Here is a 23041-nt window from a genome sequence, read left to right as displayed (position 1 = left end):
CTCGGGATGCGGGATGGCGGACGAAACCGTCCGCCATCGGGATCACTGTATGACCAATGTGTCAGGCTTCCTGGCCGGCGCCAAGCCGGGTGAAGCTGCCGATATCGGCGGTCTTCAGCCGGGCCGCCAGCAACAGGCCGATAATGGCGGCGATCAGCACCAGTCCCGGCAGGAGGATGGCGAGGAAACCGCTTGCACCGGCAATGCTGCCGAAGTTGACGGCGATGTAGATCACCAGCGCCGCGAGGATGACACCCGTGACGACGGGCAGGACGCGCGTGGTCAGGACATTGCTTTCGAGGCCCGGATTGCGGCCGAAGAAGGCGACGATCGCGAAGGCGGTAAAGCTCATCAACAGCATGATCGCCAGCGTGCCGACATTGGTCAGCCAGGAAAACAGCGCCAGTACCGGGTCCTGACCGGTTGCCGCAAACAGGGCGACGACGAGGATGGCGGTCACCGTCTGAACGATTGAACCGACATGCGGGCTCTGGAAGACCGGGTGGGTGACGCCGAGCGAGCGGGGCAGCAGGCCTTCGCGGCCAGCGACGTAAAGGTAGCGGGCAACGCCGTTGTGGAAGGCGACGACGCCGGCAAACAGGCTGGTGATCAAAAGGATGCCCATGATCGTGCCGATCGGGCCGCCGACGTAACGATCGGCCAATCCGAAGAGAAAGGTGGTCGGGTCCTGTAGGCCCTGCAGTTCCGGCACCAGCTTGTCGAAGCCGGCACCGTTGACCATTAGCCAGGAGGTGAACATGTAGAAGACGCCGATCAGCAGCACCGAGATATAGGTGGCGCGGGGGACCGTGCGGCGCGGCTCGCGGGCCTCTTCGCTATAGATGGTCGTTGCCTCGAAACCGATGAAGGCGGCAAAGCAGAACAGGATGCCGATGGCCGGGGTGCCGCTGAGGAAGGCCGAGGGCGTGAACGGCGCCATCGTCAGGCCGCCGTCGCCGCCCTTGAACAGGATCGCGGCATCGATGACCAGCACGACGAGATATTCGAGAATGACCAGCACCGTCAGCACCTTGGCGGACAGATCGACGCGCCGGTAGCCGAGAACGGCGACGACGGCGATGCCGATATAGGTCCAGACCCACCAGGGCAGGTCGATGCCGAGACCGGCGAAGAAACCGGCCGTCGCAGCGCCGAACAGGCCGAAGACGCCGATCTGCATGGCGTTGTAGGCCAGGATGGCGACGATGGCGGCAGCGCCGCCCATCAGCCCGCCGAGGCCCTGGGCCGTATAGGCATAGAAGGCGCCGGCATTGCGGATGTGGCGCGCCATGGCGACGTAGCCGGCCGAAAACAACAGCAAGATCGCGGTGACGAGCAGGAAGGTCAGCGGAATGCCCGGGCCGTTGCCCAGCAGCATCGAAAGCGGTACGCCGCCGGCGACGGCGGTCAGCGGCGCTGCGGCGGATACGACGAGAAAGGTGACGGCCGCCACGCCAAGGCTGTCCTTGCGCAGTTGGTTGGCCGGTGTCTGAGAATTGCTCATGGTGTCTTGGCTCCCCTAGGATTGCGACAGCCGCTTTTCCATCGCGGCATGAAGTCGGAAGCGAACCCGGCGTGTTTTTCTTGTTTTTTATTGCAAGGTTATATGGTTCAATATGTGAACCACAGCTTCAAATATAGACTTGCAAAAAGCATTTGTTCCTGTCAAGTTAATTCGCATGTTAAGTATCTTCCGACATGCGAAGCGCCCGAAAAGAGGCGAAAGGCGGAGCGGATGTCTGGCATGAGGAGAACGGACAATGGGTACCATCAGCAAGGCTCTGACGCTTCTGGACGTGCTGTCGCGGCTCGATGTCGAGGCGGGGCTGACCGAGCTTGCGCAGGCGAGCGGCTACGACAAGGCGACCACGCGCCGCTTCCTCGTCGAGCTGGAAAAACATGGTTTCGTCGAGCAGCTGGCCGATAGCCGCAAGTATCGAATCGGGGCGGCGCCGTTGCGCCTCGCCCGCATTCGCGAGGCACGTTATCCGTTTCTCGGCACCGCCGTTCCTTTCGTCCGGCAACTGGCCGAACTGACCGGCGAGACCGTGCATATCTCGGAATTCTCCAATGGCCGCCTGTCGACGATCCATGTCGAGGAGTCGTCGAAGGCGCATCGCGTCTTCGTCAATATCGGCACGATCCTGCCCTATCACGCCACCGCCTCGGGCCTCGCCTACCTTGCCGCCTGTCCGGCCGAGATGATCGAGGCGGCGCTGAAGGTGCCGCTCGACGGTTTTACCGAATTCACCATCACCGATCCGGCCGAGCTGCGCCGACGGGTCGCCGAAACCCAGGCCCAGGGCTTTTCCGTGAACCGCCAGGGCATGGAGGCCGGCGTCATCAGCGCGTCCGCGGCCATCGCCGCCCCCGGTGGCCTGCCGGTCGGCTGCATCACCGTTGCCGCGCCCTTCGTGCGGACCGGCGACGACAGGATCCTGCAACATGGCGCCGCGGTTCGCGCCGCGGCCGAAAACATTTCCGAAGCCTTTTTCGGGACGGACCGGGAGGCCCGCCCCCCACTACAATCGAGGAGGAATGGTTGATGAGCGTCAGCGCCCGTCTGCCCCAAATTCTGGTGATCGGCACCGGCGACACCAAAAGCGACGAACTGCTGTTCATGGCCGATATCATCGGCGAGGCCGGTGGCCTGCCGATCATGGTCGATGTCAGCGTTTTGGGCGATCCGCCCTATATGCCGGATCATTCGAAGCATGATATCGCCAAGGCGGCCGGCACGACGATCCAGGCGATCATCAACAGCGGCGACGAGAACTCCGCCATGGCGTTGATGGCGGAAGGGGCGGCCAATCTGGTGCGTGCCCTGCATGAGGCGGGCCAGGTGGACGGGATGATCGTGCTCGGCGGTTCGCTCGGCACCGACCTGGCGCTGGACGCAGCGGCCGTTCTGCCGCTCGGCGTGCCGAAATTCATCGTCTCGACTATCGCCTATTCGCATCTCCTGCCGCCGGAACGCATCGCTCCGGACCTGATGATGATCCTCTGGGCGGGTGGGCTTTACGGTCTCAACCCGATCTGCAAGGCGGTGCTGTCGCAGGCCTGCGGTGCCGTCGTCGGTGCGGCCAAGGCCAGCATCCGGCCGGATGGCGAGCGGCCGCTGATCGGCATGACCTCGCTCGGCTCCTCCTGCCTGAAATACATGAAGTACCTCAAGCCGGAACTCGAAAAGCGCGGCTACGATGTCGCCGTCTTCCACTCGACCGGCATGGGTGGGCGCGCCTACGAGGCGATTGCCGCCAAGAAGGGTTTTGCCGCCGTCTTCGATTTCTGCATTCAGGAAGTGACCAATCATCACAACGGCACGGTGGTCACCTCCGGCCCAGACCGCATGGAGAACGCGGCGCGTGCCGGCATTCCGCAGATCGTCGCGCCCGGCGCCATCGACATGGTCGACATGCCGGCCTGGCAGCCGCTGCCGGAGCGCTTTGCCGATCGCCCCTACCACGCTCACAACCGGCTGATCGGCTCGGTGACCATTTCCCCGGACGGTCGGCGCGAGGTCGCCAGGGTGGTGGCCGGCAAGCTTGGCGCCGCCACCTCGCCCGCCGCCTTCATCCTGCCGACCGCCGGTATCCAGGAGTGGGACCAGGAAGGCGAACCGCTGCATGAACCGGAAGCGCTGCAGGCCTTCGTCGACGAAATGCGCAAGGCGCTGCCGCCGGCCGTGACTCTGGAGGAAATCGACACGCATATCAACACGCCGGCCTTTGCCGCCAAGGCGCTCGAGATCTTCGATCGCTGGGTGGAACAGGGCATCGTTGCGAAAGGACGGCTGTGATGGCGCAAAAAGCTCTCATTCTCGATTTCGGCGGCGTCGTTACCCGCACGCTGTTCGAAACGCACGACATCACCGAGCGCGCCCTCGGCCTTTCGCCGGGCACGCTGACCTGGCGCGGTCCCTTCGATCCGGCGACCGATCCGCTCTGGGTGTCGATGCAGGCCCGCGAGATCACCGAGCGCGACTACTGGATGACCCGCACGCGGGAAGTCGGCGCCCTGCTCGGCGAAGAATGGTCCGACATGAAGACCTTCGTGCAGCGGGCGCGCGGCGCCGATGCCGAGCTGGTGCTGCGGCCGGAAGCGCGCGACGCCATCCTGAGGGCGAAGCAGGCCGGCCTGAAACTCGCCATCCTCTCGAACGAACTCGACCTGTTCTACGGCGTCGAATTCCGCAAGCGGTTCCCGCTGATCGAGTTGTTCGATGTCATTGTCGACGCCACCTATACGAAGATCCTGAAACCCGATCCCCGCGCCTACGAACAGGTGCTGGCCGAACTCGGCCTGGATCGCGCCGACTGCGTTTTCGTCGACGACCAGAAGAAGAACATCGAAGGCGCCGAGGCCGTCGGCCTGCCCTATGTCCATTTCGACGTTACCCGCCCTGCCGAGGCCTATGCCCAGGCTCTGAAAATGCTTGGAATTTGAAAGGAAACCCCGATGCGTGATTCCAACTTCCTGATCGAGAACAATGCCCGCCACCTCTGGCATCCCATGGCGCACCCGGCGGAGATGCAGGCCAAGCCGCCGCGCATCATCAACGCCGCCGAAGGCGTCGAGGTGGTCGATATCCATGGCAAGAAGGTGCTGGATGCCGTCGGCGGCCTCTGGAACGTCAATCTCGGCTATTCCTGCGAGCCGGTGAAGCAGGCGATCCGCGACCAGCTTGATGAGCTGCCCTATTATTCCACTTTCCGCGGCACCACCAATTCGCCGCTGATCGAGCTGTCCTATGAACTCGCCGAATTCTTCAGGGAAGACGGGCTGACCCGCTCCTTCTTCACCTCCGGCGGTTCGGATTCGGTGGAGACGGCGTTGCGCCTTGCCCGTCAGTTCCACAAGATCAACGGCCAGCCGGAGCGCACCAAGTTCGTGGCGCTGAAGAAGGGGTATCACGGCACACATTTCGGCGGCGCCTCGGTCAACGGCAACGCCAACTTCCGCCGCAACTACGAGCCGCTGCTGCCGGGCGTCTTCCACCTTGCTGCGCCCTATCCTTACCGCAATCCCTTTAACACCACCGATCCGGCCGAGATCGCCCAGGCGATCGCCCGCCAGTTCGAGGACGAGATCGCCTTCCAGGGCGCCGATACCATCGCCGCCTTCATCATGGAGCCGGTGCTCGGCGCGGGCGGCGTCATCGTGCCGCACGAGACCTTCATGCCGCTGATGCGCGGTATCTGCGACAGGCACGGCATCCTGCTGATCGCCGACGAGGTGATCACCGCCTTCGGCCGCACCGGTGCCTGGACCGGCTCGCGCGGCTGGGGCGTCAAGCCCGACATGATGACCACCGCCAAGGCGATCACCAACGGTTTCTTCCCCTTCGGCGCGGTGATGATTTCCGACAAGGTGGCCGGTGTTTTCGAAGCTGACAAGACCACCTTCGGCGCCATCGGCCACGGCTATACCTATTCCGGCCATCCGGTGGGCGCGGCGGCCGCGCTCGCGACGCTGAAGGAAACCGCCAAGGTCAATACCGCCGCCAATGCCGCCGCCCGCGGGCCGGAGCTGATGGCCGGTCTGGAAGGCCTCAAGGCCAAGCACGAGCTGGTCGGCGACGTGCGCGGACTTGGCCTGATGGCGGCGCTGGAACTTGTCTCCGACCGTGCCAAGAAAAGTGCTGCCGCCAAGGACGTGGTGCAGAAGGTCTACGATACCGCCTATGACGAGGGCGTCATGGTCCGCACGTCGGGCGCAAATGTCATCATCTCGCCGCCGCTGGTCATCACCGCCGCGGATGTAAAGCGCATCGTCTCGGCACTCGACGCCGGCCTTTCCGCCGCGGAAGGGAAGTGAGATGAGCAACAACCAGGAACTGCTGGCCCGCCGCGAACGGCTGCTCGGCAGGAACATGTCGACCTTTTACCAGGACCCTGTGCATCTGGTGAAAGGCGAAGGCGTCTGGCTCTGGGATGCCGACGGCCGCAAATATCTCGATTGCTACAACAATGTGCCGCATGTCGGCCATTGCCATCCGAAGGTGGTGGAGGCGATTACCCGGCAGGCCTCGACGCTCAACACCCACACGCGCTACCTGCATGAAGGCATCCTCGATTATGTCGAGCGGCTGACGGCAACCTTCGACGGGAGCCTCGATACGGCCATCCTGACCTGCACCGGCAGCGAGGCGAACGACATCGCGTTGCGCATGGCGCAGGCGGTGACGGGCAAGACCGGTGTGATCGCCACCGACCACACCTATCACGGCAACACGGCGGCGGTGTCCCAGCTCTCCACCCGCATGCCGCCGGTCGGCGGTTTTGGCGGCCATGTGCGCCATGTGCCGGCTCCAGACGGCTATCGGCCGCTCGGCGGTGAGGATGGCGAAGCTTTTGTCCGCGCCTGGACAGCCGCGGTGGAGGAAGCGATTGCTTCGCTTGCCGAAAGCCCTTTCGGTTTTTCGGCACTGATCATCGACCCGTTCTTCGCCAATGAGGGTTTTCCGGATCTGCCGGAGAATTTCCTCGTGCCGGTGGCTGCAGCGGTGAAGAAGGCCGGCGGCCTCGTCATCTGCGACGAGGTGCAACCCGGCTTCGGCCGCACCGGCAGCCATATGTGGGGCCACCAGAAGGCCGGCATCGTGCCTGACGTGGTGACGCTGGGCAAGCCGATGGGCAACGGCCATCCGGTCGGCGGCGTGGTCACGGGTGCGGAAACGCTGAATGCCTTCCGCAAGGCCTTCCGCTACTTTAATACTTTTGGCGGCAATCCCGTATCCTGTGCGGCGGCCATGGCGGTGCTCGACGTGCTGGAGGAGGAAAAGCTGCAGGACAATGCCCGCGAGGTTGGCGCCTATGCCGTCGAAGGACTGGCAAAGCTGGCGGATAAACACGCGATCATCGGCAATGTGCGTGGCAGCGGTCTCTTCTTCGGTGCCGAACTCGTCCTCGACCGGGCCGAAAAGACGCCGGCCACCGATATCGCCACGCGGGTGATCAACGGCATGCGCGAGCGGGGGGTGCTGATGGGCAAGCTTGGCATCCACCAGAATGCCACCAAGATCCGGCCGCCGATGCCGTTCACGAAAGAGAATGCCGATTTCATGCTGTCGATCCTCGACGACGTGCTGGCGGGGCTCTGACGGCATGGGCGACATCATCGAGACGCTGACAACGCGGGCGCAAGCCGTCGCCCGGCATTGGCGCCTGCCGCCGCAGGCGCCGCACCTGCTGAAATACCGCGAGAACGCGGTGTTCAAGGTGACGCTGCCGGACGGCGGCAAGGCGGCACTGCGTCTGCACCGGCCGGATTATCACTCACCCGACGCGCTGGCCTCCGAACTCGCCTGGATGGCAAGCCTGCGCCGGAGCGGCATCGCCGTGCCGGAACCGGTGGCCACGGCGGATGGCCGCCTGCTGGTCGCTTTCGACATCGAAGACGGCAAACGGCAATATGCCGACCTGATCGGCTGGGTAGACGGCGAGCCGCTGGGTGAAAGCGGCACGCCGCTCCGCCGCGGCGGCAGCGAATTGCAGGCAGTTTTCGGTGCCATCGGCCGCGAAATGGCGCGCCTTCACCAGGCGGCCGATGGCTTCATGGTGCCGGAAGGTTTCGAGCGGCCCGCTTGGGATGCGCAGGGGCTGCTCGGCGAGGCGCCGTTCTGGGGTCGCTTCTGGGATTGCCCAGGGCTCCATGAAGATGATGCCGTTTTCCTGGCCGGGCTGCTCCGGCAACTGCGAGATCGGCTGGCTTCCCTCGCCCCGTCGCTCGACTACGGCCTGATCCATGCCGATATCGTGCGGGAAAACGTACTGGTCCGCGGTACGGATGTCGCTTTCATCGATTTCGACGATTGTGGTTTCGGTTTCCGACTGTTCGATCTGGCAACGACGCTGCTGCGCAACCGGCTGGAGCCGGACTATCCGCTGATCGAAGCGGCATTGCTGGATGGTTATACAAAAATCCGGCCGCAGATGCGGGCGGAGTTCCGGCACCTGCCGCTGTTCCTGCTGCTGCGCAGCCTCACCTATATCGGCTGGGCCGGCGCGCGACCGGAGCTACCGGATACCGTGGATCGGTTGCGACGTTACGTCGCTGATGCCCGGGATCTCGCGGACATGCAGGAATGGACTGCCGCGCCATAACGTAATCCCAGCAGAAATGGGCAGCGATTTTTGTGTCCGGAATTGCATAAGAACAAAGAGATAGAGCGTTTTTGCGTTTAGGAGGGAAGCGGAAATGCTCAGTCGTGGATGGTTGCGAGTTCGTCGAGCATGTCGAGAAGCTGGTCGATGCGTTCGCGGCCGAAGCGCTTTTCGAGCGTTTCGTAGATCAGCCGGCTTTCCGGCGCCACTTCGTTGATGATGGCGAGGCCGGCCGGGGTGATCTGCAGCAGGACGCGGCGGCCGTCATTGTCGTCCTTGGCCTTGGTGATCAGCCCGCGCTCTTCCAGCGAGCGGATGATGCGGGTCAGGCTCGGTGCCAGGATGAAGGCGCGGTCGGCCATCTCGGAGGCGTCGACGGTGCCGGCCTCGGCGAGGATGCGGATGACGCGCCACTGCTGCTCGGTGATGTCGTGTTCGGCCAGCATCGGCCGGAAATGCGTCATCACCGCTTCGCGCGCCCGCAAGAGGGCGATCGGCAGGGAGCGGCGCGTGTTGCGCGGCAGCAGTGCATCCTGCTGCACTTTGGGTCTGGAAGGGGAGTGGTCGGTCATGGCGGTTGTATCGTTTATTTCCCGCGGCTTTGCAATCGCACCCGGCTCTTCGGAGCGACAAGACACTTGACGCCGTCGACCGATATCTTTAACATGTTAAATATAATAAGAAGCGTTCGGGAGGACAAATGCCTCATTTCACCATGGAATATTCCGCCAACCTCGATGCGTCGGTGGATCTTGCCGGCCTTTGCCAGGCCGTGCACGGAACGATCCTGTCGACCGGCCTGTTCGAACTCGGGGCCGTGCGTGTGCGCGCCATCCGCTGTGAGGCTTATGCGGTGGCCGACCTCTTGCCGGAAAACGGTTTCATCGACATGTCCTTTCGCATCGGCAAGGGCCGGAGTGCCGAAGAGAAGCGGCAGGCCGGCGAGGCGATCTTCGCCACCGTGACGCAGTTCCTGGCGCCGCTGTTTGCAACGCCGCATTTCGCCCTGACGCTGGAGATCCGCGAGATCGATGCGGAGTTGAGCTGGAAGAAAAACGCCATCCATCCCCGGCTTCGCCAGGGTTGACATCAAAGATCCTCCCGCCGAACCCGCGCCGGTTACCGCCATCCCATGGAGACACGCATGTCCAAGCTTGACGAAAACATTGCCAAGGCGAAGGCCTATCTCGCCAAATTCGAAAACGGTGTGCTCAACCGCATCAATGGCGAAGATGTCGCTGCCAGCGATGGTGCGACCTTCGAGACCATCTCGCCGGTCGACCTGAAGCCGCTGGCCAGGGTGGCGCTCGGCAAGGCTGCCGACATCGATCGCGCCGCCAGGGCCGCCAAGGCCGCCTTTCCGGAATGGGCTGCCCTCCCCGGCGATGCGCGCAAAAAATTGCTGCATAAGATCGCCGATGCCATCGTTGCCCGCGCCGAAGAAATCGCCTTTATCGAATGCATGGATACCGGGCAGTCGCTGAAATTCATGGCCAAGGCGGCGTTGCGCGGCGCGGAAAACTTCCGCTTCTTTGCTGATCGCGCCCCCGAGGCCCGTGATGGCAAGGCGCTGCGCGGCCCCGGCCAGGTCAACATGACGACCCGCGTGCCGATCGGTCCGGTCGGCATCATCACGCCGTGGAACACGCCGTTCATGCTGTCGACCTGGAAGATCGCCCCGGCGCTCGCCGCCGGCTGCACCATCGTCCACAAGCCGGCGGAATTTTCGCCGCTGACGGCGCGCCTGCTGGTCGAGATCGCCGAAGAGGCCGGCCTGCCCAAGGGTGTCTGGAACCTCGTCAACGGTTTTGGCGAGGATGCCGGCAAGGCGCTCACCGAACATCGCGACATCAAGGCCATCGGCTTCGTCGGCGAAAGCCGCACCGGCTCGATGATCATGAAGCAGGGTGCCGATACGCTGAAGCGGGTGCATTTCGAACTCGGCGGCAAGAACCCGGTCGTGGTCTTTGCCGATGCCGACCTGGAACGCGCGGCGGACGCCGCCGTTTTCATGATCTACTCGCTCAACGGCGAGCGCTGCACCTCCTCCTCGCGCCTCCTGGTCGAGGACAGCGTCTACGACAGGTTTACGGCGCTGGTTGCCGAGAAGGCCAAGCGCATCAAGGTCGGCCACCCGCTCGATCCGGAAACCGTCGTCGGCCCGCTGATCCATCCGGTGCACGAAAAGAAGGTGCTGGACTATATCGAAATCGGTCGTGGCGAAGGTGCGACGGTTGCCGCCGGCGGGGCGAAATTCGATGGTCCGGGCGGCGGTTGCTACGTCTCGCCGACGCTGTTTACCGGCGCCAACAACCAGATGCGCATCGCGCAAGAGGAGATTTTCGGCCCGGTGCTGACCGCCATCCCGTTCAAGGACGAGGCGGAAGCGCTGTCGCTTGCCAACGACGTGCAGTACGGCCTGACCGGTTACCTCTGGACCGGCGACGTCACCCGCGCCTTCCGCTTCACCGACGCGCTGGAAGCCGGGATGATCTGGGTCAATTCCGAAAACGTCCGGCATCTGCCGACGCCCTTCGGCGGCGTCAAAAGCTCCGGCATCGGCCGCGACGGCGGCGACTGGTCCTTCGATTTCTACATGGAAACCAAAAACATCGCTTTCGCCACCGCAGCACACGCAATCCAGAAACTCGGCGGCTGAGACCGGCACCTTGACGCCTGTTTCGCCGCATCTGACACATTGAGGAGGAAACCCATGCCTTTGCCGACACCCAATCTCCACCCGCCGTTCAACATCGTGCGCTTGAGCCACGTCGAACTGGCCGTCACCGATCTCGCCAAGTCACGCGCCTTTTATGTCGATACGCTCGGCCTGCAGGTGACCGACGAGACCGCCGACACCATTTACCTGCGCGCCATGGAAGAGCGCGGCCACCATTGCATCGTTCTGAAGAAGTCCGATACGGCGGTTGCCCGTGATCTCGGTTTCAAGGTCTACTCGGAAGACGATCTCGACAGGGCCGAGCACTTCTTCAAGACCAAGGACCTGCCGGTGGAATGGGTGGAGCGGCCCTACCAGTCGCGCACCTTCCGCACCCGCGATCCGCACGGCATTCCGCTGGAATTCTATTCCAAGATGGACCGCCTGCCGCCGATCCACCAGAAATACGCGCTCTACAAGGGCGTGAAGCCGCTGCGCATCGACCACTTCAACTGCTTCTCGCCGAACGTCGATGAGAGCGTCGCCTTCTACAACGAGATCGGCTTCCGGGTGACGGAATATACCGAGGATGCCGAAACCGGCCGCCTCTGGGCTGCCTGGACGCACCGCAAGGGCGGCGTCCACGACATCGCCTTCACCAACGGCCGCGGCCCGCGCCTGCACCACACCGCCTTCTGGGTGCCGACGCCGCTGAACATCATCGACCTGCTCGACCTGATGTCGACGAGTGGTTGGCTCGCCAACATCGAGCGTGGTCCCGGCCGCCACGGTATTTCAAACGCCTTCTTCCTCTATATCCGCGATCCGGACGGCCACCGCATCGAGATCTATTGCTCGGATTACCAGACGGTCGATCCGGACCTGGAGCCGATCAAGTGGGACCTCAAGGACCCGCAGCGCCAGACCCTGTGGGGCGCGCCGGCGCCAAAATCGTGGTTCGAGGAAGGCAGCCTGTTTGCCGGTGCCGAACCGCGCGAATCGATCCTCAAGGCACAGCCGATCGTGGCGCCTTGAGGTGCTGGCTAACACTCCCCTCACCCTGGTCCTCTCCCCGAGGAGAGAGGGGACTGGAGTGCTCGGCGGAGCCACACCACTTTCTCCCCAGCGGGGAGAAGGTGCCGGCAGGCGGATGAGGGGCTTCCGGCCCACATAAAGACATCAGGAAAGCGAGGCGCAGATGGCCAGAATTTTGAGTTTTTCGACCGCCAGCGGCAGCGGTTACGGTTTGCTGAAGCAAGACGGCGTCGTCGATCTGTCGGCGCGACATGGCAAGACCTGGCCGACCCTGCGCGAGGTGATCGAGGCCGGTGCGTTGACGCGGCTTGCCGAAGAGGGCGAAAGCCTGGCCGCCGATGTGCCGCTCTCCGAGATCACCTACGAAATCCCGATCCCTTCGCCGGAAAAGATCATCTGCGTCGGCGTCAATTTTCCCGACCGCAACGAGGAATACAAGGATGGGCAGGCAGCCCCCTCCAATCCGTCGCTGTTCATCCGCTTCCCGCGCTCCTTTACCGGCCATGACCGGCCGCTGATCCGCCCGCCGGAAAGCCCGCAGCTCGATTACGAAGGCGAGATCGTCATCGTCATCGGCAAGGGTGGCCGCCGCATCGCCGAAAAGGATGCGCTCGACCATGTCGCTGCGCTCTCGCTCTGCAATGAAGGCACGATCCGCGACTGGGTGCGCCACGCCAAGTTCAACGTCACCCAGGGCAAGAACTTCGATGCGACCGGCTCGATCGGTCCCTGGCTGGTGCCGTTCACCGACGAAAGCCAGCTTGCCGACATCCAGCTGACGACACGCGTCAATGGGGAGGTGCGCCAGCAGGACCGCACCAGCCGGATGATCTTTTCCTTCCGCAAGATCATCAATTACATCTCCACCTTTACAACGCTGGTGCCGGGCGACGTCATCGTCTGCGGCACGCCGACCGGGGCGGGCGCCCGCTTCGATCCGCCGATCTGGCTGAAACCGGGCGATGTGGTCGAGGTGGAGGCCGACGGCATCGGCATCCTTCGCAACACGATTGCCGACGAAAAGGTCTGAGCCATGCTGACGAAAGACGAGATCGCAGCCGCCGCCACAGCACTTGACGGAGCCGAAAAGAGCCGCAGGCAGATCGGCCTGCTGTCGCTGAAACACCCCGACATGACGATGGACGATGCCTATGCGGTGCAGGCCGCCTGGGTGAAGCAGAAGATCGCCTCCGGCCGCAAGGTGATCGGCTGGAAGATCGGCCTGACCTCCAAGGCGATGCAATATGCGCTGAACATCGACATTCCCGATTCCGGCGTGCTGTTCGACGACATGGGGTTCGAGGACGGCGCCGTTATCCCTGCCGACCGTTTCATCCAGCCGCGCATCGAGGCGGAAATCGCCTTCGTGATGAAGGCGCCGCTGAAGGGGCCGAACGTTTCAATCTTCGACGTGCTGAACGCCACGGATTACATCACTCCGGCGCTGGAGATCCTCGACACCCGCATCCTGCGCGTCGATCCCGAGACGAAGAAGGCGCGCAGCATCGTCGATACGATCTCCGACAATGCCGCCAATGCCGGCATCGTCATCGGCGGTCGGCAGATGCGGCCGGACCAGATCGACATGCGCTGGATGGGCGCCATCGTTTCCCGTAATGCAGAAGTCGAGGAAACCGGGCTCGGCGCCGGCGTGCTCAATCATCCCGCCCGCGGCATCGCCTGGCTTGCCAATCGGCTGGCGCACTATGGCGATGGCATCGAGGCCGGGCAGATCGTGCTCGCCGGCTCGTTCATCCGGCCGGTCGAAGCCCGCCACGGCGATACGATCAATGCCGATTTCGGGCCTTACGGCACGATTGCCTGCCATTTTCTTTAAGTTCTGCCGGTATTCCAGTCCGCTGGAATGGCGCGTTAGGAGGTTTTCATGCCGGCTCCCAAAAACCTGTTCAAAGCTGCGTTGAAGGAAGGCCGCGCCCAGATCGGCCTGTGGCAGGCGCTTGCCAGCCCCTATACGGTGGAGATCAGCGCCGGCGCCGGTTACGACTGGCTGCTGCTCGATGGCGAACACGCGCCGAACGACGTGCCGATGCTGGTCGCCCAGCTTCAGGCGATGAAGGGCACGGCGTCGCATGCGGTCATCCGGCCGCCGGTCGGCGAGACCTATATCGTCAAGCAGCTTCTCGATATCGGGGCGCAGACGCTGCTGATCCCGATGGTCGACAGTGCCGAACTGGCCGAAGCAATGGTCAGGGCCGTTCGTTATCCTCCCCACGGCGTGCGTGGCGTCGGCGCCTCGCTGGCGCGTGCCTCGGCTTTCAGCCGCATTCCCGACTATCTGCAGACGGCCAATGACGAAATCTGCCTGTTGCTGCAGGTGGAAAGCCGCGCTGGAATTGCCAATCTCGACGCGATCGCTATGACTGAGGGCGTCGACGGCGTGTTCATCGGCCCGGCGGATCTTGCCGCCGACATGGGTTATCTCGGCAAGCCGGGCGCCCCGGAGGTGCAGGCAGCGGTCGAGGACGCGCTGAAACGCATCCAGGGACATGGCAAGGCGGCCGGTATCCTCACGGCCGATCAATCGCTCGCCAAACGGTATCTCGAACTCGGCGCGACCTTCGTTGCCATCGGTTCGGATGTCGGCGTGCTGGCCAACGCTACGGCCAAGCTGCTTGCCGACTTTCACAAGGCCACCGCCGCGGCGCCCGGGCAATCCATAGACGCAAAGGTCTATTAAGGGCGCCGATGACCGGTGGGCGGATGGCTTCGGTTCGCGGCATGCCATGACCGTCGAAAAATTCATGACTTCAATTGTCATATTATCTTGCTGATGCCGGCGATTTGGTTCACAAAGGCGCTACCAGCGGGATGACGGGCGCGGCCATGGGTTTCAGCAGACCGAATATCGATGTCGAAGAGGCAAACCTCGGCGAAGGCGGCATCGAAGCCGCCAAGGCCCAGCTGGATGCGGCGTTCAGCCTCTATTACCAGGAGATCCGGCGTAGCTCGGCAACAACGACCGCTACCAGACGCAATTCGATTTTTCCGGCCCCGTCGCCGGCAATGACGAGTTGCTCTATCGCCTCACCGGTGTCGGCCGATTGAGCGACACGGAAATCGAGGCCGTCCCGGATGATCGGGCTTTCTTCGCGCCCGCCCTGACCTGGAAGCCGGACGAAGACACGAAGTTCACGCTGCTCGGCGAATATTCCGCCTCCAAAAGCGGCGGCAATCCGGCCTATTACAACGACAGCTACGGACACGTCAGCAACTACATCAACGGCGACCCGGCCTTCACCGACCTGATCCACAAGCAGGGCCGCATCGGCTACGAATTCGAACACAAGTTCAACGACACCTTTACCTTCCGCCGGAATGCCCGCTTCTCGACCCAGGATATCGACGCGAAATACACCTATATCTGGCGCAGGAACCCGGCCGACCCGACCCTGCTCGATCGCGGCGCCGGCCGCGACATCCAGCGCCTGAACAGCTTGGTCATCGATACGCAGTTCGAAAGCCGCTTCGATACCGGCCCTCTGGACCACACGCTGCTGGCCGGGCTCGATATCACCACCGTGCGTTACAATGCGCTCTCCGGCACGGGCGATATCGCGCCGCTCGATACGCTCGATCTGAATTACGGCGATCCCATCACCTCGCCGACGCTGACGTCGAAGGTGCACCAGAGCCAAGTGCAGACCGGTATCTACTTGCAGGACCAGATCCGTTATGACGCCTGGACCCTGACGCTCGGCGGCCGCTACGATTGGGTATCGACCGATACCGACAACACCGACCTTTCCTCCGGCGCTCTGGATTCGCTCGACCAGACGGACGGGGAGTTTTCGGGCAGGATCGGTCTTACCTACGAAACCTCCTTCGGTGTCGCGCCTTATGCCAGCTATTCGACGGCATTCTCGCCGAATGTCGGCTTCAACAAGACGACCAATGCGCCGTTCAAACCGACGACCAGCACCCAGGAAGAAATCGGCGTCAAATATCTGCTGCCGGATGCCAATGTCATGCTGACGGCGGCCGTTTTCAACATCGACCAGGAAAACGGCCTGTTCTACGAGGCATCGCATACCGGCACCGTGCAGGTGCAGCGCGGCAAGCTGCGTTCGAAAGGCGTAGAGCTGGAAGCGACCTCGACGCTCGACAACGGCCTGTCGTTTACCGCCGCCTATACCTACACGGATCTCAGGATCCTCGAAGGGCCGAGCAACACCATCGACAACTATGTATCGAGCGTGCCGTTCCATTCCGCTTCGGCCTGGGTCGATTACACGGCCCCGGATGACAGCCCGCTCCATGGCTGGAGCGGCGGTTTTGGCGCACGTTTTGCCGGGTCGAGCTACGGCGACGATACCAACACGCTGAAGAATACCGGCCGGACCTTCTTCGACGCGGCGCTACGCTATGATTTCGCCGCGCTGAATTCGAAATTCGACGGCGTCAAGCTGCAGATCAACGCGACAAACATCTTCAACCGTCAGGATACGACCTGCACATCCGGTTATTGCTACCGGGATCAGGACCGGACGGTCATCGGTTCGTTACGATATACATGGTGAGTGGCATGGGGAAGACTTTTCATAATGTGACGGTAGCCCGGCATCAGGTTCTGACGCCGGGCATGGTCCGCTTGACCTTCGCGGGCGAAGAGCTTGCGGATTTCCGGCCGACCGGCATCGGGGACGAATATCTCCGGCTGTTCTTCCCCAATGAGGAAACCGGCGAAGTCGTGTTGCCGATCATCGACGGCCAGGGCAATTGGAGTTACCAGGACGGCAAGCCGCCGGTGCGCTGCGCCACCTACACCGTCCGCCGCTTCGATGCCGACGGCCGGGAGATCGATATCGACTTCGTCGTGCATGAGGGCGGCGTCGCCAGCGAATGGGCCCAGAAGGCCCGCCCCGGCGATCCGATGATCATCAACAATCCGCGCGGCCTGTATGCGCCGCCGGAGGATTTCGCCTGGCAACTGCTGATGTGCGATGCGACAGGCCTGCCCGCTCTTGCGCGGATCCTGGAGGAGACGCCGCGGCACGTCACCTCGCGCCTCATCATCGAGGTTGCCGGGCCGCAGGACCAGCAGGCGCTTCCCGCCCATCCGGGCGCGACGGTGACCTGGCTGCATGGCGGCAACGGCATGGCCCCAAGCCGCCTGCACGAGGTGATGCTGGCGCTGAAACTGCCGCCGGCACCCGGCTATATCTGGGTGGCCGGCGAGCAGAAAGCCGTGCGCGCCATCCGCAAATATGTCCGTCAGGACCTGAAGCTGCCGGCCGAACGCTACAAGCTCGTCGCCTACTGGATCGAAAAGCGCCAGGAATGGGATGCCGCCTGGGAAGCGCTCGATGCGGATGTGAAGCAGCAGATCGAAGCCGCCTGGTCTTCCGGCCGCAACGAGGAAGAGATCCGCGACGAGGTGGAAGCCACGCTGGAGAAATACCGGTTGTGACCCTGTCTTTCGGCCATCCGGTCCACGAAGACGGCGACTATCCCCGGTGGCTGCGCCGCACCGACCTCGCTATTTCCCTGGCGATGCTGGCCGCCATCTGCCTGCTGAGCCTGGCGGTCGGCGCCCAGCCGATGTCGCCCGGACGGGTGATCGCCGCCCTGGTCACCGATCCGCCGACGGACGATTACGCCGTGGTCAGCGGATTGTGAATGCCGCGGACGCTTCTTGGCATCGTCGCTGGCATGGCGCTCGGTGTCGCAGGGGCGCTGATGCAGGCCGGCATCGTCACGGCTTTTGTCGGGGCGCCCATGCTGATCCTGCTCGCCAACAATCGCCGGATGAAACGGTCGTGACCGGCGCTCCGAACCGGGATTCGCCGATCGATTTTGGCCGGCCGCTCGTTGGCCTGCGCCTTTTCGGCGGCAGGTTGTCCGGGCGCTGCTACCTGCGCACGCTTGGCGTCGGCGTCGCGATCATGGCGGCGGCACTGCTGGTGGCGCTTGCGTTTTGCATCGGCGTTATCCTGCTCTTGCGGGCAAATCCGCCAGCCTGGCCGACATGCGCGACGGCCAGTTCGTGCTGTGGAGCCGCAAGACGGCGTCCGGCCGTTTCCTCGCCGGCCTCGGCTGCCGCCTTCCCGAGCACCTCGAACGACTGGCGACGGCCGCCGGCTGGATCCATATCAGTTTCGAAAAGGCCGGCGACATCGACCTCGACGCCGTGCTCTGGCCGAACGGCAAGCGTGAGGATGTCGAAGCCGTCCCGACCTATCGCCGGCTGCGGCTTTTCCGGGAAAACCGCTCGATCTGGCTCGACGACAATGAACGCGTGCTTTCAGCGGCCTTGTGGTTCCAGAGCCCGCTATCGATCCGTTTTGCCGCCGAGCCGGTGGCGCGACGGCTGGCGCAGGTGCTGTCCCCGACCTGATGCCGGGATTTCCGGCGAGACGCTTGATTCTCCCGGCGCAGGCGTTACCCTTCCGCCGACAGATCCGGCCGGAGCATGCCTTGGTTTCAGGGCGAGGCCGGCCTGCTCGAGGAGAAAATCGCGTGATGAGCCGCATCATTGCCTGGGCGTTTGCCGCTCTGTTCCTGGTATCGGCGGAAAGCCGCGCCCATGGCTTGCGGCCGCCGGCGGATACGTCGGGCATCGCCATCACGCCGATCTCGCATGGCCAGATGGCGGTGATTGCCGACTACCGCAACCAGATCCACGTGCTTGCGTCCTGGACGGCCGAGCGCGACGTGACCGTCGCCAAGTTGCTCGATTTCAGCCGGCAGCAATATGCCCGCTGCCTGTGGGGCTGGGTTCCGGGCAGCGTGACGGATGAGGCAAGCCCGTTCAACGAATGCAGCCACGCCTATCTGGCGGCGGACCAGGCCATGCTGCTGCGCATTCGCGACGGCGGCTACTGGCCGGAGATCACCAGCGAATTGTTCGACAAGATCGAGAGGCAGATGGTTCGCAAAGGATCGTCGCTGGTGTTATGCGCTTTCAGCGCCGCGGCGTTCAACACCGCCAGCCTGATCGGGCCGCACTGGATCGACGTGCTGTACCACCTGCCGAGCCTGCTGACGGTCGCCCTGCTGGCTTTGGCGGTGCTCGCCGGCTTGGTGATCGTGGTGATGCGCCTGCGTGCGTCGGAGGAAGGCGATGCTGTGGCAGGAAAGATAAGCGAGCAGGCGACGCCCGGTCCATGAGGCTTGCCGGGACGCTCCACCACTGGAGCGCCCCGATCGGAGGTCTATGGCTTAGCCAGCCTTGGCAAGGTCGCCGGCTTTCGGGTCGTAGACCCGGCCGAAGCGGTTGGTGATGACGTCGGACAGGCTCATTTCTTCCTGGCGGACGAAGCCGCGGGCCGGCAGCTTGCCGGTGGCCAGGAGGTCGAGCACGGTGGTGATGCCCGCCGCCGTGGTGACCTGGATGGCGCTCATCTTCTTTCCGGCGATGACGGTGGCGTAGACCTTGTTGGCATAGGTCTCCTGCAGGTAACGGCCGTCCTTCCAGCCGCAGACGGTGACGAAGATCACCACGACATCCTGCATCGTCGCCGGCAGGGCGTTCTCGAAGAGATCCTTGAGAACGTCGCGGCGGTTCTTGAGATTGAGGTCGTTCAGCAGCGCCTTGACGATGGCCTGGTGGCCGGGATAGCGGATCGTGCGGTAATTCATCGTCCGCACCTTGCCTTCCAGCGACTTGGCGAGCGTCCCGAGGCCGCCGGAGGTGTTGAAGGCCTCGTAGGTCACGCCGTCGAGCGAGAATTCCTCGCGCTCTTCCATGGCCGGCACGGTGACCAGCCGGCCTTCGACGATGGCTTCGCAGGGCTCGATATACTCGTTGATCAGCCCGTCCGTGCTCCAGGTGAGATTGTAGTTCAGGGCATTGGACGGATATTGCGGCAGGGCGCCGACGCGCATGCGCACGCTGTCGAGCTTGTCGAAATGACGGGTCAGGTCATTGGCGACGATCGAGATGAAGCCGGGCGCCAGGCCACATTGCGGTATGAGCGCGGAGTTCGCCTTTGCGGCAAGGGCTTCGACCTTGCGGGTGGTGGCGACGTCTTCGGTGAGATCGAGATAATGCACGCCGGCTTCGACGGCGGCTTCGGCCACGGCGCCGGTGAGATGGAAGGGGGCGGCCGACAGGACGGCGAACTTGCCGGTCAGCACGGCGACGAGGGCAGCGTGGTCGGTGATGTCGAGCGCGGCGACGGAAATTGCCGGATGCTCATCGAGGCCAGCCAGGTGCGCTTGGCTGCGGTCGACGATGGTGACGCGATAATCGCCGGATGCGGCCAGCATCATGGCGATTGCCCCGCCGATCTTGCCTGCGCCAATGACTGCGATGTCTTTCATGAAAACGGCCCCTCTTGCCTCGTGCGTTTGCAAAAGGATGCGAGCATGTTATGTCGATTCATAGCTGCGGTTTGGGATATTCGCCGTAGATAATTATGCAAAACGACGAGAAGATTCGGCAGAATGCAGATCACGGACAAAGATCGCGAGCTTTTGGCGCTGCTGGGCGAAAACGCCCGCCTTCCGGTGGCGACGCTGGCCCGACGGCTCGGCCTGTCGCGCACGACGGTGCAGGCCCGCATCGAGCGTCTGGAGCGGGAAGGGGTGATCGCCGGTTACGGCCTGCGGCTGTCGGAAGCCTATCTGGCCGGCCTGATCCGCGCCCATGTGCTGATCACCATTGCGCCGAAAGCCCTGTCGGCGGTGACAGCGGAGCTGGCCGCCATCGGCGAGGTGACGGCGCTGCATTCCGTCAACGGTCCCTACGACCTGATTGCAATCATCGCCGCGCCGTCGATTGCCGAACTCGACCGACTGATCGACCGTATCGGCGAACTCGCCGGCGTCGAGCGCACCTTGTCGTCGATCATCCTGTCGACCCGGATCGCCCGGTAAGCTGGTTCGTGGCCGTGTGGATGGCTGTCGTTTGAGCTTTTGGGGTTGCCCCGCCGGCCGCAATGGTACAATCGGGGAGCAATCTGTTCCAGAAGGGGTAGCCGTATTGGCAACCGACAAGTCCAGCCAGGCAGGTTCATGCCTTGCGATCCTGCTCGACGACAGCCCGCCGCGGGCGGCGGCATTTATCGTGACGATCTACGGCGATGTGGTGGAGCCGCGTGGCGGCGCGACCTGGATCGGCAACCTGATCGAGATCTGCGCTGCGGTCGGCATCAGCGAAACGCTAGTGCGCACGGCGGTCTCGCGCCTCGTTTCCGCCGGGCAATTGTCCGGCGAGCGTGACGGGCGGCGCAGTTTTTACCGGCTGGCGGCACCGGCGCGGGCGGAATTCGCGGCGGCGGCGAGCCTGTTGTTCGGTCCGCCGGAAGTGCCGGACTGGCATTTCGTGCAACTGACAGGGCCTTCGCCCGACGAGGCGATGCAGAAGCTTGAGCGGGCGGGACATGCACGGCTTGGGCCACGGCTGGCTGTCGGCGCCCGTCCCCTTCCCCGCATTCCGGAGGCGGTGGTTTTTCGCGCCGAGGTCGTCTCAGGCGAGGCTGCCCTTGGGGATTTTGCCGCCGATCACTGGGATCTTGCCCCGCATATCGAGGCCTACCGCAGTTTCCTCGACCGGTTCGGCCGGTTTTCGGCCTGCCTCGCTGCCAACATGCCGCTGTCGCCGGCCGATTGCCTGGTGGGGCGCCTGCTGCTCGTCCACGAATACCGGCTGGCGCTGCTGCGCGATCCGCGCCTGCCGCGGATGGCATTACCTGCCGATTGGCCGGGCGAGGAGGCGCGGCGGCTCTTTGTACAGCTCTACCTGCAGCTTTCCGCCCGGGCGGACCGGCATGTCGCCCACTCCTTCCTGACGGCAGATGGCGCCTTGGCGGAAGTGACCGAAGCAACGTCCCAGCGCCTCGTTTCGCTCCAGGCTGGCGCCTGAGCACCCGTTGCGGATGATTTTTCGGCTCGATTGACCTTGGATGTGCTATGATCTGTCAACGCATCGGCAAACATCACAGAAATTGGAGAAAGGCGGATTGATTTGTGATGTTTCAACTGCTAAATAGATAACCGATCGGTCGGTTAATTTTGGGAGATGGTTGACCGAGCCAGGTGTCATGGGAGGAAATTGCGTGTCTCAAGCCTTTATCTGCGATGCCGTTCGCACACCCATCGGCCGTTACGGCGGGGCGTTGTCATCGGTGCGCGCCGATGATCTGGCCGCCGTTCCGCTGGCTGCCTTGGCCGAACGCAATCCGCAGGTCGACTGGTCGAAGGTCGATGATGTCGTCTACGGCTGCGCCAACCAGGCCGGCGAAGACAACCGCAATGTCGGCCGCATGGCCGTGCTCCTCTCCGGCCTGCCGCTGTCCGTTCCCGCCACGACGATCAACCGTCTCTGCGGTTCCGGCATGGATGCCGTCGGCATGGCGGCGCGGGCGATCCGCGCCGGCGATTGCGATCTGGTCATTGCCGGCGGTGTCGAGAGCATGAGCCGCGCCCCCTTCGTCATGCCGAAGGCGGAAGCGGCCTTTTCCCGCAGCAACGCGGTCTATGACACCACCATCGGCTGGCGTTTCGTCAACCCGAAGATGAAGAAGGCGTTCGGCGTCGATTCCATGCCGGAGACGGCGGATAACGTCGCGGCCGATTTTGCCGTCACCCGCGCCGACCAGGACGCGTTTGCCGCCCTGAGCCAGGCGCGCTGGGCGGCGGCCGATCAGGCCGGCATCTTCGCTGATGAGATCGTGCCGGTTCGTGTTGCGCAAAAGAAGGGCGATCCGCTGGTCGTCGATCGCGACGAGCATCCCCGCCCCGGCACGACGGCCGAGCAGCTCGCCAGGCTCAAGGGCGTCAACGGCCCGGACCTGAGTGTCACCGCCGGCAATGCGTCCGGCGTCAATGACGGCGCCGCCGCCCTGCTCATCGCCAGCGAGGCGGCTGCGAAGGCGCAAGGGCTGCAGCCGAAGGCGCGCATCGTTGCCATGGCTGCGGCCGGAGTCGAGCCGCGCATCATGGGCGTCGGCCCCGTTCCGGCCGCGCGCCGGGTGCTGGAGCGCACCGGTCTGTCGCTTGGCCAGATGGACGTCATCGAGCTCAACGAGGCTTTTGCCGCGCAGGCGCTTGCGGTGCTGCGCGATCTCGGGCTGCCGGACGACGCGGCCCATGTCAACCCGAACGGCGGCGCGATCGCCATGGGCCATCCGCTCGGCATGAGCGGCGCCCGGCTCGTGATCACTGCCAGCTACCAGCTTCACCGCCAGGGCGGCCGCTATGCACTTTGCATGATGTGCATCGGCGTCGGCCAGGGCATCGCCATGATTCTCGAGCGCGTCTGACGCGTTCCGCAAAGAGG

The 23041-nt window shown here is 63.8% G+C and carries 24 protein-coding genes and 1 pseudogene; 22 read left to right on the top strand and 3 right to left on the bottom strand.

What is annotated here, in order from left to right; translation table 11 throughout:
- Positions 1-61: 61 nt before the first annotated feature.
- Positions 62-1504, bottom strand: a complete 1443-nt coding sequence (locus DEM27_RS23240; RefSeq protein ID WP_109460637.1) for an APC family permease — start codon at positions 1502-1504, stop codon at positions 62-64.
- A 256-nt stretch (positions 1505-1760) separates the two neighbouring features.
- Here DEM27_RS23240 and DEM27_RS23235 point away from each other — a divergent pair, with 256 nt between their 5' ends.
- The 6 genes from DEM27_RS23235 to DEM27_RS23210 are packed head-to-tail and all read left to right on the top strand — an operon-like array spanning position 1761 to position 8105.
- Positions 1761-2546 (top strand): IclR family transcriptional regulator, encoded by a 786-nt coding sequence (locus DEM27_RS23235; RefSeq protein ID WP_109460636.1) that lies wholly within the window; start codon positions 1761-1763, stop codon positions 2544-2546.
- Positions 2546-3799, top strand: a complete 1254-nt coding sequence (locus tag DEM27_RS23230) for a Tm-1-like ATP-binding domain-containing protein (protein WP_109460635.1) — start codon at positions 2546-2548, stop codon at positions 3797-3799. The genes DEM27_RS23235 and DEM27_RS23230 overlap by 1 nt, the downstream gene beginning before the upstream one ends.
- Positions 3799-4446 carry an HAD family hydrolase gene (locus DEM27_RS23225; protein ID WP_165823544.1) on the top strand — a complete coding sequence of 216 codons (648 nt, stop codon included), beginning with the start codon at positions 3799-3801 and terminating at the stop codon, positions 4444-4446. The genes DEM27_RS23230 and DEM27_RS23225 overlap by 1 nt, the downstream gene beginning before the upstream one ends.
- Before the next feature lie 12 nt (positions 4447-4458).
- On the top strand, positions 4459-5817 hold the full coding sequence (locus DEM27_RS23220) for an aspartate aminotransferase family protein (protein ID WP_109460633.1): 1359 nt from the start codon (positions 4459-4461) through the stop codon (positions 5815-5817).
- Between the two features lies 1 nt (position 5818).
- Positions 5819-7102: an aspartate aminotransferase family protein gene (locus tag DEM27_RS23215; protein ID WP_109460632.1), complete on the top strand. Its 1284-nt coding sequence runs from the start codon at positions 5819-5821 to the stop codon at positions 7100-7102.
- Positions 7103-7106: 4 nt separating this feature from the next.
- On the top strand, positions 7107-8105 hold the full coding sequence (locus tag DEM27_RS23210) for a phosphotransferase enzyme family protein (RefSeq protein ID WP_109460631.1): 999 nt from the start codon (positions 7107-7109) through the stop codon (positions 8103-8105).
- 98 nt (positions 8106-8203) lie between these two features.
- Here DEM27_RS23210 and hpaR read toward each other — a convergent pair whose 3' ends face one another.
- Complete coding sequence (gene hpaR, locus DEM27_RS23205) at positions 8204-8677, bottom strand: homoprotocatechuate degradation operon regulator HpaR (protein WP_109460630.1); 474 nt, start codon at positions 8675-8677, stop codon at positions 8204-8206.
- Positions 8678-8805: 128 nt separating this feature from the next.
- Between hpaR and DEM27_RS23200 the strand changes: the two genes are divergently transcribed.
- The 13 genes and pseudogenes from DEM27_RS23200 to DEM27_RS23145 all read left to right on the top strand — a co-directional run bounded on the left by DEM27_RS23200 (position 8806) and on the right by DEM27_RS23145 (position 18927).
- Positions 8806-9192, top strand: coding sequence for a 5-carboxymethyl-2-hydroxymuconate Delta-isomerase (locus tag DEM27_RS23200; RefSeq protein WP_109460629.1), 387 nt, complete (start codon positions 8806-8808; stop codon positions 9190-9192).
- Positions 9193-9249: 57 nt separating this feature from the next.
- A complete protein-coding gene (gene hpaE, locus DEM27_RS23195; RefSeq protein WP_109460628.1) occupies positions 9250-10764 on the top strand; it encodes a 5-carboxymethyl-2-hydroxymuconate semialdehyde dehydrogenase in 1515 nt (504 codons plus the stop codon).
- Positions 10765-10818: 54 nt separating this feature from the next.
- A complete protein-coding gene (hpaD, locus tag DEM27_RS23190; protein ID WP_109460627.1) occupies positions 10819-11799 on the top strand; it encodes a 3,4-dihydroxyphenylacetate 2,3-dioxygenase in 981 nt (326 codons plus the stop codon).
- Between the two features lie 163 nt (positions 11800-11962).
- Positions 11963-12829, top strand: a complete 867-nt coding sequence (locus DEM27_RS23185) for a fumarylacetoacetate hydrolase family protein (RefSeq protein WP_109460626.1) — start codon at positions 11963-11965, stop codon at positions 12827-12829.
- 3 nt (positions 12830-12832) lie between these two features.
- Entirely contained in the window at positions 12833-13636 is an 804-nt protein-coding gene (gene hpaH, locus DEM27_RS23180; protein ID WP_109460625.1) for a 2-oxo-hept-4-ene-1,7-dioate hydratase, read from the top strand.
- Between the two features lie 48 nt (positions 13637-13684).
- Positions 13685-14497 carry a 4-hydroxy-2-oxoheptanedioate aldolase gene (hpaI, locus tag DEM27_RS23175; RefSeq protein WP_109460624.1) on the top strand — a complete coding sequence of 271 codons (813 nt, stop codon included), beginning with the start codon at positions 13685-13687 and terminating at the stop codon, positions 14495-14497.
- A gap of 146 nt (positions 14498-14643) precedes the next feature.
- Positions 14644-14865: a hypothetical protein gene (locus DEM27_RS23170; RefSeq protein ID WP_128755553.1), complete on the top strand. Its 222-nt coding sequence runs from the start codon at positions 14644-14646 to the stop codon at positions 14863-14865.
- Positions 14829-16337: pseudogene (locus tag DEM27_RS23165) on the top strand (TonB-dependent siderophore receptor); the annotation flags it as partial. The gene DEM27_RS23170 and the pseudogene DEM27_RS23165, both read left to right, overlap by 37 nt.
- Before the next feature lie 5 nt (positions 16338-16342).
- Positions 16343-17227, top strand: coding sequence for a siderophore-interacting protein (locus DEM27_RS23160; RefSeq protein ID WP_109460767.1), 885 nt, complete (start codon positions 16343-16345; stop codon positions 17225-17227).
- Positions 17224-17436, top strand: coding sequence for a hypothetical protein (locus DEM27_RS23155; RefSeq protein WP_109460622.1), 213 nt, complete (start codon positions 17224-17226; stop codon positions 17434-17436). The genes DEM27_RS23160 and DEM27_RS23155 overlap by 4 nt, the downstream gene beginning before the upstream one ends.
- Entirely contained in the window at positions 17437-17580 is a 144-nt protein-coding gene (locus DEM27_RS34135; RefSeq protein ID WP_165823543.1) for a hypothetical protein, read from the top strand. It abuts the gene before it with no gap.
- A 154-nt stretch (positions 17581-17734) separates the two neighbouring features.
- Positions 17735-18154 (top strand): hypothetical protein, encoded by a 420-nt coding sequence (locus DEM27_RS23150; protein ID WP_128755552.1) that lies wholly within the window; start codon positions 17735-17737, stop codon positions 18152-18154.
- A gap of 125 nt (positions 18155-18279) precedes the next feature.
- On the top strand, positions 18280-18927 hold the full coding sequence (locus DEM27_RS23145; RefSeq protein ID WP_109460620.1) for a hypothetical protein: 648 nt from the start codon (positions 18280-18282) through the stop codon (positions 18925-18927).
- 51 nt (positions 18928-18978) lie between these two features.
- Here the strand turns inward: DEM27_RS23145 and DEM27_RS23140 are convergent, their stop codons facing one another.
- Positions 18979-20082 (bottom strand): saccharopine dehydrogenase family protein, encoded by a 1104-nt coding sequence (locus tag DEM27_RS23140; RefSeq protein WP_109460619.1) that lies wholly within the window; start codon positions 20080-20082, stop codon positions 18979-18981.
- Positions 20083-20205: 123 nt separating this feature from the next.
- On the opposite strand from DEM27_RS23140, the gene DEM27_RS23135 reads away from it, so the two are divergent.
- From DEM27_RS23135 to pcaF, 3 genes are all read left to right on the top strand, one after another.
- The gene (locus DEM27_RS23135) at positions 20206-20637 is read left to right on the top strand and encodes an Lrp/AsnC family transcriptional regulator (protein WP_109460618.1); all 432 of its coding nucleotides are present in this window, start codon (positions 20206-20208) and stop codon (positions 20635-20637) included.
- A 106-nt stretch (positions 20638-20743) separates the two neighbouring features.
- The gene (locus DEM27_RS23130) at positions 20744-21625 is read left to right on the top strand and encodes a PaaX family transcriptional regulator C-terminal domain-containing protein (protein ID WP_109460617.1); all 882 of its coding nucleotides are present in this window, start codon (positions 20744-20746) and stop codon (positions 21623-21625) included.
- A 193-nt stretch (positions 21626-21818) separates the two neighbouring features.
- The gene (gene pcaF, locus DEM27_RS23125) at positions 21819-23024 is read left to right on the top strand and encodes a 3-oxoadipyl-CoA thiolase (protein WP_205908950.1); all 1206 of its coding nucleotides are present in this window, start codon (positions 21819-21821) and stop codon (positions 23022-23024) included.
- Positions 23025-23041 lie beyond the last annotated feature (17 nt).

It is taken from the genome of Rhizobium album (genome assembly GCF_003122325.1).
Classification (GTDB): domain Bacteria; phylum Pseudomonadota; class Alphaproteobacteria; order Rhizobiales; family Rhizobiaceae; genus Metarhizobium; species Metarhizobium album.
The sequence above is the reverse complement of the archived record's forward strand: the minus strand, read 5'-3'. Positions and strand labels throughout refer to the sequence as shown.

Bases quoted from the DNA above. Each gene is read 5' to 3' on its own strand.
- DEM27_RS23140 (WP_109460619.1), bottom strand. From the start codon at position 20,082: ATGAAAGACATCGCAGTCATTGGCGCAGGCAAGATCGGCGGGGCAATC.
- DEM27_RS23215 (WP_109460632.1), top strand. From the start codon at position 5,819: ATGAGCAACAACCAGGAACTGCTGGCCCGCCGCGAACGGCTGCTCGGC.
- hpaR (WP_109460630.1), bottom strand. From the start codon at position 8,677: ATGACCGACCACTCCCCTTCCAGACCCAAAGTGCAGCAGGATGCACTG.
- hpaE (WP_109460628.1), top strand. From the start codon at position 9,250: ATGTCCAAGCTTGACGAAAACATTGCCAAGGCGAAGGCCTATCTCGCC.
- DEM27_RS23220 (WP_109460633.1), top strand. From the start codon at position 4,459: ATGCGTGATTCCAACTTCCTGATCGAGAACAATGCCCGCCACCTCTGG.
- hpaD (WP_109460627.1), top strand. From the start codon at position 10,819: ATGCCTTTGCCGACACCCAATCTCCACCCGCCGTTCAACATCGTGCGC.
- DEM27_RS23170 (WP_128755553.1), top strand. From the start codon at position 14,644: ATGGGTTTCAGCAGACCGAATATCGATGTCGAAGAGGCAAACCTCGGC.
- DEM27_RS23235 (WP_109460636.1), top strand. From the start codon at position 1,761: ATGGGTACCATCAGCAAGGCTCTGACGCTTCTGGACGTGCTGTCGCGG.
- DEM27_RS23240 (WP_109460637.1), bottom strand. From the start codon at position 1,504: ATGAGCAATTCTCAGACACCGGCCAACCAACTGCGCAAGGACAGCCTT.
- DEM27_RS23210 (WP_109460631.1), top strand. From the start codon at position 7,107: ATGGGCGACATCATCGAGACGCTGACAACGCGGGCGCAAGCCGTCGCC.
- DEM27_RS23160 (WP_109460767.1), top strand. From the start codon at position 16,343: ATGGGGAAGACTTTTCATAATGTGACGGTAGCCCGGCATCAGGTTCTG.
- hpaI (WP_109460624.1), top strand. From the start codon at position 13,685: ATGCCGGCTCCCAAAAACCTGTTCAAAGCTGCGTTGAAGGAAGGCCGC.
- DEM27_RS23135 (WP_109460618.1), top strand. From the start codon at position 20,206: ATGCAGATCACGGACAAAGATCGCGAGCTTTTGGCGCTGCTGGGCGAA.
- DEM27_RS23200 (WP_109460629.1), top strand. From the start codon at position 8,806: ATGCCTCATTTCACCATGGAATATTCCGCCAACCTCGATGCGTCGGTG.
- DEM27_RS23185 (WP_109460626.1), top strand. From the start codon at position 11,963: ATGGCCAGAATTTTGAGTTTTTCGACCGCCAGCGGCAGCGGTTACGGT.
- hpaH (WP_109460625.1), top strand. From the start codon at position 12,833: ATGCTGACGAAAGACGAGATCGCAGCCGCCGCCACAGCACTTGACGGA.
- DEM27_RS34135 (WP_165823543.1), top strand. From the start codon at position 17,437: ATGCCGCGGACGCTTCTTGGCATCGTCGCTGGCATGGCGCTCGGTGTC.
- DEM27_RS23225 (WP_165823544.1), top strand. From the start codon at position 3,799: ATGGCGCAAAAAGCTCTCATTCTCGATTTCGGCGGCGTCGTTACCCGC.
- DEM27_RS23145 (WP_109460620.1), top strand. From the start codon at position 18,280: ATGAGCCGCATCATTGCCTGGGCGTTTGCCGCTCTGTTCCTGGTATCG.
- DEM27_RS23230 (WP_109460635.1), top strand. From the start codon at position 2,546: ATGAGCGTCAGCGCCCGTCTGCCCCAAATTCTGGTGATCGGCACCGGC.